At 38.5% G+C, this 15,441-nt stretch carries 12 protein-coding genes and 1 riboswitch; of the genes, 1 reads left to right on the forward strand and 11 read right to left on the reverse strand.

The annotated features are described in order from the left end of the window. Positions 1-142 precede the first annotated feature (142 nt). Positions 143-1,642 carry a xylulokinase gene (gene xylB, locus KSU66_RS08915; protein WP_269051089.1) on the reverse strand — a complete coding sequence of 500 codons (1,500 nt, stop codon included), beginning with the start codon at positions 1,640-1,642 and terminating at the stop codon, positions 143-145. A gap of 39 nt (positions 1,643-1,681) precedes the next feature. Further along, positions 1,682-3,007, reverse strand: a complete 1,326-nt coding sequence (xylA, locus tag KSU66_RS08920; protein WP_269051090.1) for a xylose isomerase — start codon at positions 3,005-3,007, stop codon at positions 1,682-1,684. A 153-nt stretch (positions 3,008-3,160) separates the two neighbouring features. On the opposite strand from xylA, the gene KSU66_RS08925 reads away from it, so the two are divergent. Next, positions 3,161-4,321: an ROK family transcriptional regulator gene (locus tag KSU66_RS08925; protein ID WP_269051091.1), complete on the forward strand. Its 1,161-nt coding sequence runs from the start codon at positions 3,161-3,163 to the stop codon at positions 4,319-4,321. Positions 4,322-4,706: 385 nt separating this feature from the next. Here the strand turns inward: KSU66_RS08925 and KSU66_RS08930 are convergent, their stop codons facing one another. From KSU66_RS08930 to KSU66_RS08970, 9 genes are all read right to left on the reverse strand, one after another. Further along, the gene (locus KSU66_RS08930; protein ID WP_269051092.1) at positions 4,707-5,576 is read right to left on the reverse strand and encodes a hypothetical protein; all 870 of its coding nucleotides are present in this window, start codon (positions 5,574-5,576) and stop codon (positions 4,707-4,709) included. A 172-nt stretch (positions 5,577-5,748) separates the two neighbouring features. Beyond that, positions 5,749-7,341 (reverse strand): glutathione ABC transporter substrate-binding protein, encoded by a 1,593-nt coding sequence (locus KSU66_RS08935; protein WP_269051093.1) that lies wholly within the window; start codon positions 7,339-7,341, stop codon positions 5,749-5,751. A gap of 150 nt (positions 7,342-7,491) precedes the next feature. Then, a riboswitch (SAM riboswitch) is annotated at positions 7,492-7,597 on the reverse strand. 257 nt (positions 7,598-7,854) lie between these two features. Then, a complete protein-coding gene (locus KSU66_RS08940; protein WP_269051094.1) occupies positions 7,855-9,459 on the reverse strand; it encodes a M20/M25/M40 family metallo-hydrolase in 1,605 nt (534 codons plus the stop codon). A 332-nt stretch (positions 9,460-9,791) separates the two neighbouring features. Next, positions 9,792-10,952 carry an aminotransferase class I/II-fold pyridoxal phosphate-dependent enzyme gene (locus tag KSU66_RS08945; protein ID WP_269051095.1) on the reverse strand — a complete coding sequence of 387 codons (1,161 nt, stop codon included), beginning with the start codon at positions 10,950-10,952 and terminating at the stop codon, positions 9,792-9,794. 95 nt (positions 10,953-11,047) lie between these two features. After that, complete coding sequence (locus KSU66_RS08950) at positions 11,048-11,713, reverse strand: GntR family transcriptional regulator (protein ID WP_269051096.1); 666 nt, start codon at positions 11,711-11,713, stop codon at positions 11,048-11,050. Positions 11,714-11,760: 47 nt separating this feature from the next. Then, the gene (locus tag KSU66_RS08955) at positions 11,761-12,099 is read right to left on the reverse strand and encodes a cupin domain-containing protein (RefSeq protein WP_269051097.1); all 339 of its coding nucleotides are present in this window, start codon (positions 12,097-12,099) and stop codon (positions 11,761-11,763) included. A gap of 12 nt (positions 12,100-12,111) precedes the next feature. Beyond that, a complete protein-coding gene (locus tag KSU66_RS08960) occupies positions 12,112-13,392 on the reverse strand; it encodes a TRAP transporter large permease (RefSeq protein WP_269051098.1) in 1,281 nt (426 codons plus the stop codon). After that, on the reverse strand, positions 13,389-13,868 hold the full coding sequence (locus KSU66_RS08965) for a TRAP transporter small permease (protein ID WP_269051099.1): 480 nt from the start codon (positions 13,866-13,868) through the stop codon (positions 13,389-13,391). Before KSU66_RS08965 ends, KSU66_RS08960 begins: the two co-directional genes overlap by 4 nt. 462 nt (positions 13,869-14,330) lie before the next feature. Then, complete coding sequence (locus tag KSU66_RS08970) at positions 14,331-15,347, reverse strand: DctP family TRAP transporter solute-binding subunit (RefSeq protein WP_269051100.1); 1,017 nt, start codon at positions 15,345-15,347, stop codon at positions 14,331-14,333. Positions 15,348-15,441 lie beyond the last annotated feature (94 nt).

Here is a 15,441-nt window from a genome sequence, read left to right on the forward strand (position 1 = left end):
GAATGAATACCTATCAGTTTAAAATCCGGTCTTTATCCTCCTTTTCGCATGTAATAAATAGCAATCATCCTGAGTTTGCCAGTGATTTTTCGTGGTTAGCCCAACAATGGGATAACCACGACATCACTTAAAAACATATTATTCATTTACGATACTCCACTAATTTTTGATTAATGGTTTTCGTTTGTTGATAAACCTCTTTATAAACCTGAAATAGTTTTTCATATTTCCTTACATGTTGTTCATTTGGCTCGAACTCTTTATCGATTGTTAAAAAGTTCTCCGCGCATTCTTGTAACGAGTTAGACCATCCACAACCATAAGCTGCTAACATTGCGGCACCCATGCCCGGGCCTTGCTCACTAGACAGTTTAATGACTTTGGCATTAAAAATATCAGCCTGCATTTGTAGCCAATCCTCATTTTTTGTACCGCCACCCGTTGAAACAATCGTCTCAATGGTCTTTCCTTTATTGCGGAAAATTTCAATAGATTCATTGAGAGAAAACGTGATACCTTCCAAAACAGCCCGGACAAAATCCCTTCTTTCATGGGAACTATCCATACCTATGAAACTTGCACGGATGACTGCATCTGCATGTGGAGTTCTCTCCCCAACCAAATACGGCGTGAACAGCAAGCCATTCGAACCGACTGGTACAGAACTTACTTCAGCAAGTAATTCCTCAAATGATTCACCTTCAGCAAAAACGTTTTTGAACCAACTTAGGCTATGCCCAGCCGAAAGTGTAACACCCATCGTATAGTAAGCATTTGTAACACCATGATTAAAATAATGGACCTTCCCATCAAAGTTTTTATCACTGCTCGACTCATGAGATAACACAACGCCGGACGTACCGATGCTACAAAGCGTTTTACCATCTTCCAGAATTCCAGATCCAATCGCGCCACATGCATTGTCCGCACCGCCTGCAAAAACACGCGTTTTAGGTGACAATCCTGTAGATGCGGCAATCTCGGAAGTAATTGTTCCTACTTCTGCATGCGATTCTACTAAAGGCGGGCAAATGTCCACATTAATATCGAGGACATCACAGATTTCTTCACTCCATGTTTTACGCTCTACATCTAACAATAAAGTTCCAGCTGCATCGGAGTATTCCATGTGCAATTCACCTGTTAGCTTGTAACGTAAATAGTCCTTAGGCAGGACAAACTTGTTAATTTCCTTATATATTTCAGGCTCATGTTCTTTCACCCATAATATCTTAGGCAATGTAAAACCTTCTAAGGCAGGATTCTTGGTAATTTCAAGAAGACGCTTCTTCCCTACAGCATTATAAATCTGCTGACATTGTTCCGTTGTGCGTGTATCATTCCATAAGATCGCATTTCGTAACACATCATTTTCTTCATCTAGTAATACTAGCCCATGCATTTGCCCGGAAAAACTAATGCCTTCAATATCTTCAACATTTCCATCGAAGGTCTTTAGTAAATCAGACAATCCTGCAACCGTCTGATTTACCCATCTCCCGGGATCTTGCTCACTATAGCCAGTTTTTTCATGAATCGAAGGATACGATTTGGATACTTCTTGAACTACATCCCCCTTTTGATTCACTAACAAGATTTTTACAGCACTTGTTCCTAGGTCAATACCAATTACGTACTTCACAACCATCCCACCTTTACACATGATCGATATGCCTACAAGTTATTCTCCTGCATAAGCTTTCAATACATATTGGTTAATCGTTGCTTTAATATGCTCGATACGACCAGATGCAAGCTTCACATCTGCTAAGCCTAATGCATGTGCTTCAAGCTTGTGGAAATCTGTCGTTCCTTCAACAATATCTAAGCCGATGCCTTCCGTATAGCTCTTGTAACGATTATCTACGATATCTTCAAACACTTTGTCGTCAATTAACTTTTGCGCAACTTTCGCGCCTACTGCAAAAGTATCCATTCCAGCGATATGAGCAAGGAACAAATCTTCCGGTTCGAAGGAACTTCTTCTTACTTTCGCATCGAAGTTCAATCCTCCGCGTCCAAGCCCACCGTTTTTAATGATTTCGTACATTGCCAATGTAGCTGAGTACACGTCCGTCGGGAACTCATCGGTATCCCATCCCAATAACGGATTGCCTTGGTTTGCATCGACCGAACCAAGCATGTTATTGATACGTGCGTAACGAAGTTCATGCTCAAAGGTATGTCCTGCAAGTGTTGCGTGGTTCGCTTCAATATTAAATTTGAAATGATCTTGAAGATTATAATTTTGTAAGAATGCAAAGCCTGTAGCAACATCAAAGTCGTATTGATGAGTAGTTGGCTCCTTTGGTTTAGGCTCGATTAAGAACTGTGCATCAAAGCCAATTTCTTTCGCATAATCAACGCCCATATGATAGAAACGAGCTAAGTTATCCATTTCCAGTTTCATGTCCGTGTTCAGAAGTGATTCATACCCTTCACGTCCACCCCAGAACACATAGTTTTCAGCCCCTAGTTCCTTACCGACTTCCAACCCTTTTTTCACTTTCGCAGCAGAATAAGCGAAAACATCAGCACTATTCGAAGAAGCAGCTCCATGAACAAAACGTGGATTTGTAAAGTTATTTGCTGTATTCCAAAGCAATTTCGTTTGACTGTCCTTCATATACTCTTTAATCATGCCGACTATCGTATCTAAGTTTTTATTCGTTTCGTGTAAATTACTACCTTCTGGTGCAATATCAATATCATGGAAACAGAAAAACGGTACATTCAGCTTTTCAAAGAATTCAAAAGCAGCCTCTACACGCGCTTTCGCTAAATCCATCCCCGTGTATTTATCCCAAGAGCGAAGCATCGTCCCCGAACCAAATGGGTCCGACCCATCCATCGTAAACGTATGCCAGTAGGCGACGCCAAAACGTAAATAGTCCTTCATCGATTTGTCACCGATTTTTTCTTCTGGATTATAAAATTTATAAGCAAATGGATTTGTTGAATTTGCACCTTCGTATTTAATGGCGTTTATGTTTTTGAAATAAGTCATGAATGATTGCCTCCAATATTTTTTGTAAGTGCTTACAATTCCGATTATAACAATAACGACTTACTTTGTCCATCGTATAAACAAAGTATTTATATTTAACTTTCTCAATGCTATACTAGTAACACTAACGATTGAATTGAAGGGATTGAGTTTGTGAAGAAAACATGGAATCAGCACGTTGTGAAAAAGGAAAATAAATCCTTAGTTCAAAAGATTATTTTAAATTCCTCTCCGATATCGAGGACAGAAATCGCTAATGTGACAGGATTGAATAAAGGGACTGTCTCTTCCCTAGTCAATGATTTACTAGAAGAACAACTCATTTATGAGTCCGGTATAGGCGAGTCTAGTGGTGGGAGAAGACCCGTCATGTTAATCTTTAACCAACTCGCAGGCTATTCAATCGGCATTGATATCGGCGTAAACTATTTGCTCGGTATTTTGACAGACTTAAAAGGAAATATCCGTCATGAAAAAACAACAAAACTTTCGAACCTATCGTTTAATGAAATAGAGGATGTCTTGTACAAAACAATAGATTTCCTTATTGACGCGGCTCCCCCAAGCCCATATGGAATCATAGGGATTGGCATAGGCGTGCCGGGAACTATATGGGAAAATGGAGAAATTCTACTGGCTCCCAACTTAGGGTGGACAAACATCAAATTGAAACAAATCTTACAGGAGAAGTATGATTTGCCGATTATCATTGAAAACGAGGCAAACGCTGGAGCCTATGGAGAAAAACATTTTGGTGTGGGCAAAGCTTACAGTAATATTGTTTATATAAGTATTGGCATCGGAATTGGAACAGGCTTAATCATAAAGGAACAACTCTATAAAGGGAAACACGGTTTTTCGGGTGAACTTGGCCATATGACAATTGAAGTGAATGGGAAGCAATGTAAATGTGGAAGTGATGGCTGCTGGGAATTATACGCTTCAGAACAGGCTTTACTTGAAAATGCTCGACGATTAGGAATCAGTGCCGGCGATGATGAAGAACTTTCCTTGGAATACTTATTGTCGCTTGCCGAAACTGGTCATCAAGAAACCCTAAAATTGTTTGAGGAAGTCGCGAATTATATAGGGGTCGGACTAAAAAACATTATAAATATATTTAATCCTGATCAAATCATCATCGGCAACCGAATCGCTTCAGCCGAGAAGTGGTTACAAGCCCCTATTCACAAACAGATAGATCAAACAATAGGTTTTCACGAAGATAATTTAGTCTTTTTAGATCCAGCGACCCATTCCACTGCGCTAGGCCTTGTTGCATTTGCAATAGAAGATTTCTTGGGGATGAAATGAAGATAAGCGTGCACTTATGACAGTTCTTACTTTTAATTTTGGAAAAGGTAATTGTACATCGCTGAATTATGACAATTCAAGGATCTAAAAAAGGTCAAATAAAAATCTGCAAAGTACGAAGTAGTCAGCTTCCCCTTTTCACTTTATACAATCATATTCTGTATTCAGAGTAGTGCCATGTACCTGAAATAAATCAAATTAAACAAACAGCGATTGGACGCTTGTGCCCAATAGCTGTTTGTTATTTGGGCCCCTTTATCAACCAGTGGCCTCCTTCTCCGTACTTACTGGCTCTCTCTTCCACAATCGGTGGCTCAAAACTCCGCTCTAGTGGCTCGTTCTGTCCGCAATACTCAACTTCATCAAAACTATTCACCCATAGCTTCTATTCTTTCAATCCTGTATTCTTTTTAATTATTTGATTACAGTCATTAATAACTTCTTGTAATCTTTTCTTACATGTAACGCCTTTAATCGAATTTAATGAAGAAATATAATGTGACACGTTTTGTTTGATAATGTTATGAAAGCCAGCTTCATTTAATATTTTTTGGGAAAGAGATTTATAATCTCTATTAATTAGTAATTTTTCTATCTCATCTATTGCCAATTCTTTTCGAAGAATGAACATTTTTTGTTCATTCAATATTCCCAATACCGACTTTATTGTATTATGTTTCGATTTGTTATCTACTTCCATAAAAATAGCGTTACTAATAAACAAAAACCCAAGGATATAGAGTGAAAGAACTGTCAATAAATACATGCTCTCAAGATCAATTTCTTCAATAAAGTACGTAAACAAAATTGGTAAAATAAAAATGACCCAAGTTATCATAGGTTTAAATAGAGTTAAAAATGATAACTTATCCTTTTCCTTTTTCCAATGGAAATTTAAGTAGTCCCCGATTGTATTTAGTACCTTTTCATCCCCGAAATCCAGGTATAAAGCACTGGATATCCTTTCAATAAATTCGGCGTTCGACTTTTTTTCCAAATAATTAATATCATTATATTCTCGCTTTAATATAGATCTAATAACTAGAGTTATTATGATACTGCTTGCGAGATAGGCTACTATCGCAAGAAAAATATACTTTACAAAAAATATACCAGAAATAATAACTGCTATACCCATTAAGCCTGCAATTATTAATAAAATACGTACCACTTTATGTAACTTAATGATTTTTTCATATCCGCTTTTCATGCTAAAAACGTCTTTATATATGTTTAGTAACTCATTTAATTGCATTACAAATTCATCTCCCCAGTTATAATAATGCAATCTAAGAGGGACGACCCCTGAGCCAATAACAGTTTATGAGCCACTAGTTGCATCAGCCCAATAAATGAATTCTTACAACAGCATTGGGGCTGGATCTACATTGACAGGTGATTATAATTGGATTAATCTGTTGTCTAAATTACTCCACAAACTGAACTTGATCCAAATGGTAAATCCCACCCGCGTCAATCTTAAATCCAGTCACTTTCTTACTAACCCCCGTTAAATATTCTGGGTAGCTTAAAAAGATCATCGGCGCATCGTTTACAATTTCCTCTTGTGCTTGTTTATATAGTTTTAAACGTTCCTTAATATCCGTCTCTTCTCGACCCTTATCAAGTAATTCATCAACGGTTGTTGAACCATACCACATGGCATTTGGTGGAACACCTGCAGTGGATGAATGGAATAACGAGAATAACCCGTTATCAGCCTCTGCTAATGGATTTGTCCAACCTAGGATATACATATCATGGTCGCCTGATTTAAGGTTTTCAATATATGTTCCAAACTCCATTTGTTCAATAGCCAATTCTATGTTGATTTCTTTTAACACACTTTGAAGATAGACTGCCGTGTCAGAGCGTTGCGGACTATCATTAGTCCAAACCGTTGCTTTAAAGCCATCTTCATGACCCGCTTCCTTCATTAATGCTTTCGCCTCTTCAACATTATATTCAATTCCTTTAATGTCCTCAGAATAACCAAATACATTGGGTGCGAGTGGACCTTCTCCAATCGTTCCAAAGCCATCATATACGCCATCAATAATTGCCTGCTTATCGACTATCATTGATACAGCCTTCCGTACATTTACATCATTAAATGGTGCTTTGTCCATATTAAAGCCAGCAAACGCAATACCAGTAGAAGGTGTTTGAATCACTTCAGCGTAATCACTGCCGTTCAGCAAATCCACTTCAATCGGTTGAACTGGGTCAGCAATTTGTACAAATCCACGCTCAAGATCAGCATTACGTGTGCCACTTTCCGGTACGATTTTAAAAGTGACCGTATCTACAAGTGCTTGCTCTCCCCAATATGTATCATTTTTGACAAGTTTTACTTCATCACCAGGCGTCCAGCTTACAAACTTAAAATGACCTGTTCCAATCGGATTTTCAGAAATTGCTGTTCCTGGGTTTTTTCCATTTTTAATTGCTTCATAATCTGCTTCAATCGCTTTTGGACTGATTATGCCAGCACCACTATGTGAAAGATGGGCCAATATAGGTGAAAAAGGATATTCAGTTGTCACTCTTAATTTAAATTCATCAAGTACTTCTATGTCCGCTATCATTTCATACCTATTATATTTTGAAGAAGCCACTTCTGGATCTATTAGACGCTCAAGGTTAATTTTTACTGCTTCGGCATTGAATGCTTCTCCATCATGAAATGTAACTTCTTCTTCTAACGTAAACTCATAAGTTAATTCATCTACAACTGTCCATTCTTTTGCTAAACCTGGAATTAGATTGTTTTCGTCATCTCGTTTTATAAGGCCTTCGAAAATTGCTTGTTGCACGTTATGCGAAGGGACGTCATCCGACCCAGCAGGATCTAACGTACTCGCATCCGATTGAACAGCAAGAACCAAGTCGCCGCTTATTTCAGCTTTTCCTTCCTTTGGCGCATTGGCTTCTTCTTTACTTTCTCCACCCGTACAGGCTGCAAGCGCCATGACTGATGCTAATACTAATATATTTAACCATTTCCTGTTGATTTTCATTGTTATCCATCCTCCATTTTTCTCTTCTAGTGATCGGCTTTTAATATATGTATTTCTTCTACTCCTTGTCTATCATTTTATAAGTATTTCATTTTTCCAAAATAAAAAGGACCCTCTATTAAGAAGAGGGTCCCGAACGATAAGACAATCTTCTCATCTGCAAGGTATAAAAAATACCTATTGGAATTAGCACCATGCTAAAAAGCTGGTTGCTGAGACATCTAAGGGCCGTTCCCTCCGTCTCTCGTGATAAGAATTAAAAGTATGTAGTTGTTTGAATTAAGCAACTAATTTATCTCACTTTAGCATGACCCCTTAAATAAAACAAGTAAACATGCAATACTTTGATAGAAAAGGGCACTGCGCATCGCTGAATTATGACAATTCAAGGATCTGAATAAAAGGTCAAATAAAAATCTGCAAAGTACGAAGTAGTCAGCTTCCCCTTTTCACTTTATACAATTTGTTTGTATAGTCAGAATAGTGTCATGCACAGGTACCTAAAAATCTGTACTACTCTTTAAACATATTTCGTATCAAAGCCTCAATCATCTGAGGCATCTCCACAAACGCACTATCTACTTGAAGTCGTTCCGTCCGTTGATGTGCATCCTTACCAAACGGACCCACATTCAATACAGGCGCACTCAACTCCGCCATCTCATTAAAGGGAATACTGTATGTATCTCCCCAAACCGGCGTGTTACGCTCAAACGCCACCCAACCATCGCCATCATCTTCGTAATTAACATAACTTAGATCGCAAATACCATTGAAGTAATGAATTTGATCCAACTCTAGATCGAACTTACTCGCTTCCTTTTGAACTAAAGCGATTGATTCCTTCACTAAAGGATTATCAGACGTATTGACAGCCGGATAATACGGCGGTGCATAGAAAATAACCGTAGCCGGTGCAAGTTCTTGGCATTGAATCATTAAATTATCTACGATTTCAATACAGAGTTCACGATCATCCGCCTCGATGTTGTCAAGCACCGTATTTTTCAATCGTTCAACTTCTTCTTGCCCAAGTTTCTCAGTCGCGTACGTTAACAATTCCTCATAGCGAATGACACGAGGATTCCCTACACCTTTAACTTGCTCTCTGTCACAAACCGCTTGATACGCAGCACTGCATTCATCCATCGCTTCCATTGCTACTTGTTCAAACAAATCCATCACTTCATCGGCCGTACGCTTAAATAGGAAGACATTATACAAAGCTGCTGCGCGGTAAGGCGTTTGCGTGGAATATTGTGCTTTCAAGTCTTTCTGTTGCAGCGAAACCGGCAACGGTGTTGTTTCGCCAAGGTCTGATTCACTGAACAATGGATTCCACTCCATCCGCTGTGTAAGGAAAGAAGCAATATAGTTCGCTGTAATCCCCCTCATCGGTTCACCGACATGCGTTTCTTTTCCGTAGAAAAGAGCTGACGGCATAATCTTACCAATTGTCCCTGAATAGATATATTCTTTATTGTCTTCAGGTCCTTGTGAAAACGATGGCTCCCCGTTTAAGAACAATTTATATGTAAGTCCGTGAACTTCACGCAAGCGAACCAGTTCACTCACTGCGACACGCATACCCGCGGAATTTACTTCCTCATCCGGAACCGTTGTGAGTAAAAGATTAATTGGCCATTGCTCGATACTCGCCTTCTCAATCATTGCTATATGAAGCGCAAGTCCCATTTTCATATCCATCGTTCCACGACCAAATAAGTACTTCCCAGTCTCAAGATCGATTCGCGCTTGTTCTGGAAGTTCGTCTTTATGATCATGTAATTTTCTTGTTAATTCCTCTGGATTAAAAGCAAGGGCTTCTAGAACACCATATTCCTCAGTCTGTACTGTATCAAAGTGGCTAATCAGTACGATTGTTTCAGTCGCTTCGGGGTGTTTATATAATGCCGTTACCGTTTGTCTTCCTAAACCCGCATCATGTAGCTCTAAATGATTGGGATTCTCCTGGAAATAAGATAGACGCGTCAACTTCGCTTCTAATTTAGGCGCAAACGTAACTTCGCCTTCTGTGAGCGTTCGGCTATCCCAGCTCACAAGTTCGCATAATAAGGCACGCAGTTTTTCAGGTGTGTTCCATAAGTAGTTAGTCATAAAATTTACCCCTTTAACATTAAAAATAGTATAGTTTTTTTATGAATTTCAAAATAGGATTTTATTGCTTTACCTCCACAAAAAATAGCGATATAAGTTGAAATGAAGAATCCGACATTTAGTTGATTGGAGTGGAGAGCGGCGACTCCGGTGGGATTAGCGGGACAGGTGAGACCCCACAGGGAGCGAAGCGACTGAGGAGGCTCACCGCCCGCCCCACGGAAAGCGTCAGGGAAAGATTGAACTGTAACTTTCCGCACTGTCCGCTCGGAACGCAAATCAAAGGCTTATTTGAGCCAGAATCTTTAGGTCAACATATAGAGTTTATGTAATTATGAATTTAACGCTGTTAAAAACTTTTCCAAACGCTCCATTCCCTCTTCCAACACAGGCATTGCATACGCGTAAGAGATTCGAAGATAACCTTCCCCGTACTCAGAAAATGCACTTCCAGGAACAGCTGCTACTCCGCCTTCTTTTAGAAGTTTTGTCGCGAAACTAAAAGAATCCAGCCCGTATTTTTCAATAGAAGGAAAAATGTAAAAGGCGCCATTTGGTTTAACCGTATCTAGCCCCATCTCCACCAGTCTTTCATAGACAAAATCACGACGTCTCATATACTCCTCATTCATTTCATCTGGTATATGTCTACAATTATTTAAAGCTTCAATCCCCGCATATTGACTTGGCAATGAAGCACAAACAGTATTATATAAATGGACTTTTACAATATGATTCATAATTTCTTCTGGCCCTAATACATAGCCAATTCTCCAACCTGTCATCGAATGAGATTTAGATAACCCATGAATTAAAAATAAACGGTCTCTTAAACTTTCATATTGCGCAAATGAAATATGTTCACCTGAAAAAGTATTTTCACTGTATATTTCATCCGACAATATATAAATTGGATGTTCTTCAAGCACTGCTACAATTTTATCCATATGCTCCTTTTCAAGCGTTACGCCTGTAGGATTAGATGGATAATTAAAGAGAATTGCTTTTGTTTTTGACGTAATCAGCGACTTGAGTCGTTCCGGTGATGGACGGAAATCCGTATCTGAAGTATCCATATAAACAACTTTTGCCCCGCATAGTTCGATAATAGGTTCATATCCAAGATAGAGCGGTGTTGGTAAAATCACTTCATCACCCGGTGACAGTATTGTGCGGAATGTGGAATCGATCGCTTCACTTGCACCAGCTGTAATTACGATCTCGTTGACTGGGTTATATGTAAAACCATACTTGTCCGAAAAGAACGATGAAACAGCCTGTCTAAGTTCGAGTAAACCTGCGTTATGTGAGTAACCGGTTAGATCATTATTTATGGCATCAATACCTGCACGCTTAACTGCTTCAGGTGTCGGAAAGTCTGGTTGTCCAATCGTTAAATTGACAGCATCCGGATAATCTACAAGTTGATTTGAAAATGCCCGAATTCCAGGAACTTGCAATGCTTGAGCCTTTTCATTAATTTGTATCTTCATTTCACTCATCCTTTAACAACCTTATTTACCTGAATGGATTGACCTAATTACTAGCAGACAGGTAGTCATCCTAAATAACTGTATTCGTACGAATGCTATTCATTTCTTTTTTTATAATAAAATAAAAATCTTTCTTCGATATTCTCTAAATGAATCGTCATTTCCTTAGTAGCTAATTCGATATCTTTCAGTTTGATTGCTTCCAAAATTCGTTCGTGTTCTTCATATGCGCCCATCGCACTCATATGAACTGTATTGGATAACATTAGAAAAGCGCGATTAACACCGGAGTTCATTTGATGTATCATTTCTCTGATTTTACTATTCTCATTTTTTGAAGCCAAAATCAGATGAAACGCTCGGTCATAATCGATGAATTCTTCATAATCATCCTCTTTTATTGCATCCTCTTGTCTTTTTAGATTTTCTTCTAACGCATGAATAAATATCGGATCGTCCATAGAGACAACTTTTCGGATATTGTAAATCTCAAGTACACTCCGTAGCTCCATAAAATCCAGTGAATCCTCTTTTGTGAAGGTAGCAACTGTCGCAGGCTTTCCTTTATTTAACACAACAAGCCCTTCAGCAGCCAACCTTCTAATTGCTTCTCTGAAGGGTGTCCGGCTAACGCCTAAATCTGTTGCGAGCCTTTCTTCAGGTAGTTCAATTTCTGAAGCTAACTTACCGGACATGATGGCTGTTTTGATTGAAGAATAGGCTTGCTCAGCCAATGAAGCAGCAGGTTTAACTTTTTTCAATGCCACACCTCCTATAAATTAAGTTTCGATCCTACATATATGAAGTGCTAGTATACAATCGCAATGATGTGTAATTCTTGATCATTATGATTTTCTAACCCATGACTTTGACCTTTTTTAATGAGACATAAGTCTCCAGCTTTCACATCAATGCGTTCTTCATTATGATTAAGAAAAACACCTTGACCTTCCAACAAATAATAAGCCTCTGCATCATCGGTATGCAGGTGATAACCGATTGTTGAATAAGGGTGAATCACCACTTTGGCAAATAGAGATAAGCCATCTACTAAATCTTCTTTGGTCACTTTATTGTGAATTTCAACACTGCCAACACCACCACGACAGTTTGGAATCACGACTTTATCTTTTGTACCTCTAATCATAAGCACCCCTCCTTAATCAAATAGATTTGGAATAAATGTTGAAATTGCTGGGAAGAAAATGATAAGTAATACGACAAAAGCCACAATTCCGATCACATGTAATATGTACGGGAAGGTTTTTTCAATGCCCATATCTCTGTCCGTAATGCTACAACCTGCAATTAACGATAAGCCAACTGGTGGCGTAATGTTTGCTAAAGCAAAGTTCATAATGAGTACCATGCCAAAATGAATTGGATCGATGCCGTATTGCAAAGCGATCGGCATGAATATCGGACTTAACAAAATGATTAAAGAAGTAACTTCAGTTAGCGTACCTAGAATAAATAGAATAAGTGATACAACTAATAAGAATTGCAACGGCGTACTAGCGAACTGTAAAAAGAACTCGGTAATCATATCAGGAATTCTGTTGGCTGTTAGTACATAAGTAAATGCGCTAGCAACTGAAATAATAATTAATATGATTGCAGAAGTCGTTGCTGAGGTGATCATGATTTCTTTGAACTTTTTGAATGTCAATTCTTTATAAAACATTGACAAGATGAAACCATATACGACTGCAATGACCGCAGCCTCTGTCGCAGTGACAAGTCCGCTGAAAATACCACCTAATATAAAGAGCGGCGCCATTAACGGGAAGAACGCTCGTAAACAAATCTTCAAAAACTCTGAACGCGAAGGCCTAGTTTGTTCTACTACGCCAAAACCTTTTTTCTTAGACATGTAGGCTACGTAAATACAGAGCGCAACTGTTAATAAAACACCTGGTAAAAATCCTGCAATGAATAGCTTACCTATTGATATATTTGCTGTAATCCCTAAAATAACCATCGTAATACTCGGTGGTATAATGAGTCCCAACACGCCGGCGGGACCAATAATTGCCGCAATAAAGGAGTTGCTGTATTTTTGCTCTTTCATTCTTGGGACAATGACAGAACCAACAGCATAGGTAGTCGCTACAGTTGAGCCAGATACTGCACCGAAAAATGCACTTGTTACAACTGCAGTCATTCCTAAACCACCTGAAAATCTACCGACGATCACATCTGCCAAAGCCATCAGTCTCTTCGTAAGTCCACCCTTGCCCATAATATTACCGGCTAATATAAAGAGGGGTAATGCTAAATAAGAGAAGTTATTTACGCCAGCAAACATTCTTTGAACCATGACTTCTAATGAGATATCACTGAAAAATAATACGCCTACTGAAACAATACCGATTGTAAATGCGATAGGCATCCCTAGAAATAGCAATGCGAAAAATAAAACTAAAATAGCGATGATCATAGTGTCGCCTCCCCTTGTCGTGAATGAGAGGGATTGATCATATTCACAATAATAAAGTAGATAGAAAACAATGAACTAATGGGGATGACACCATAAAAGATTGCCATAGAAATCTGCAATGCAGGAGATGTTGTCGCCACAGTAGACATCGTTAATTTGAATCCATAAAATACTAAGACACTAAAGAATAAAATCATTAAAATATGTATAAAAAAGTCAATCTTTTTCTGTTTGTTGATACTAACCAATCCTACAAAATAACGAACTCCTAAGTGCATTTTTTCGTAGATTGCTAAGCTTGAACCAAGGAACGTTAACCAAACGATTAATAGTCTTGCCAACTCCTCTGTACCAGGAATTGAGTATTTGATAAATCTTGAAAATACTTGAATAAATACAATGAGCGTTAAGCCTGTAATGACTATGACACAAAATATTGACAGCAATTTAACGATACTATTGGTCAATTTATTCAACATGATGTCCTCCTTTTCAATCGGTTTTTATAAGTGAAGTTAATGCCAATGTACATTGAGCAATCGTTAAAGACTCGAGAATCAGTGGTTTTTCCCAAAATATAAGTGTTGAACAAAAGAATGTGACATTCAGTTGATTGGAATGTAGAGCGGCGACCCCAGCGAGCCGAACGACGTAGGGTTCGGTTTGTATAATTTCTGTGTTCTTTACAGAAATTATACATGTACTTAATGAATGCCCCGCAGGAAGAGCCGTCACGAAGAACGGCTTTTGCGACCGAAAAGCGTTAGCGTTTGGGAGCACTGTCCCCGCGACGAGGAGATTGAAGACGTGCCCGCGGAAAGCGTCCGCTCGGAATGGAAATCAACACTATTCTTATTTAGTGAGAATCATTAGTTCAACCTATATAGATTAAAATTTCCTCGTTTAAACAAAACTGTTCAAACAAGGAAACGTTATGATTACCAACCAGAAGCTGCTCTATAAATATCCATTAACTCTTCCCCGAAAACATCTTTCTCCCATTTCTCATACACAGGCAACATCTTTTCACGGAAAGCATTTGTGTCTACATCGTCGTTCACAAGCATTCCTTTTTCTTTCAGTTCTTCGACATATTCAGTTTCCACTTTATCGTTCTGAACTTGAACTTCTTTTGAAATTCTTTCTGATTCCGCTAAAATAACTTTTTGATCCTCATCAGAAATCTTGTCCCAAGTATCGTTAGCAACAACCATCATAATTGTGTTGTAAAAATGCCCTGTTAACGAAAGATATTTTTGAACTTCATTAAACTTTGGTGCAACGATATTCGCTAAAGGATTTTCTTGTGCATCCAAAGCGCCTTGTTGTAAAGCACCATATACTTCACTAAAAGCCATTGCGGTTGGCAGTGCATTTAGTTCTTCAAATGCATCAATACGTAATTTAGACTGAGCGACACGAATTTTCAGACCATCCACATCTTCGGGTTTTACAATTGGTTTTTTATTGTTTGTAATATGTCTAAAACCCCACTCAACGTAGCCGATCTTTTTCATACCTTGTTCATCCATTACATTTGCTAAGTAATCTCCAAATTCTCCATTATAAGCTTCACGAGCATGGTCAATATCTTTCCACATATAAGGTAAATCTTCAATTGCCATTTTCATATCAAGTGATTGCATAGTTCCAACCATAATTGCAGCTGATTCCATCGTTCCTAATTGAACTTGCTCCAGCATTTCTGTTTCTGATCCTAGTTGACTGTTTGGGAATATATCTATTTCTACGCGACCCTCTGTTTTCTCATTAATTTCTTTGGCCATATCCTTTATTAAATCTGAAGCTGGTGTTCCTTCTGATAATGCGTGACCTAGTTGTAATTTAACTTTCTCCCCGCCATCTTTTGAACCATCTGATGAGTCATCAGAACATCCAGCCATTACAAGTAAAAAGATAAGCGAACCCATTAACGCATATGTAATCTTTTTCATAGTTTATTTCCCCCTATTTTTAGTTTTAAAGTTAGCTTTCAGTCACGTGGTGTAATCGCTTACAACCGTAATTGTTTGCAGCAGCTTATATGTT

The organism is Sporosarcina sp. G11-34 (assembly GCF_026931025.1).

Coding starts and splice junctions, on each gene's coding strand:
- xylA (WP_269051090.1), bottom strand. CDS start 3,007: ATGACTTATTTCAAAAACATAAACGCCATTAAATACGAAGGTGCAAAT.
- KSU66_RS08930 (WP_269051092.1), bottom strand. CDS start 5,576: ATGCAATTAAATGAGTTACTAAACATATATAAAGACGTTTTTAGCATG.
- KSU66_RS08935 (WP_269051093.1), bottom strand. CDS start 7,341: ATGAAAATCAACAGGAAATGGTTAAATATATTAGTATTAGCATCAGTC.
- KSU66_RS08940 (WP_269051094.1), bottom strand. CDS start 9,459: ATGACTAACTACTTATGGAACACACCTGAAAAACTGCGTGCCTTATTA.
- KSU66_RS08945 (WP_269051095.1), bottom strand. CDS start 10,952: ATGAAGATACAAATTAATGAAAAGGCTCAAGCATTGCAAGTTCCTGGA.
- KSU66_RS08955 (WP_269051097.1), bottom strand. CDS start 12,099: ATGATTAGAGGTACAAAAGATAAAGTCGTGATTCCAAACTGTCGTGGT.
- KSU66_RS08960 (WP_269051098.1), bottom strand. CDS start 13,392: ATGATCATCGCTATTTTAGTTTTATTTTTCGCATTGCTATTTCTAGGG.
- KSU66_RS08970 (WP_269051100.1), bottom strand. CDS start 15,347: ATGAAAAAGATTACATATGCGTTAATGGGTTCGCTTATCTTTTTACTT.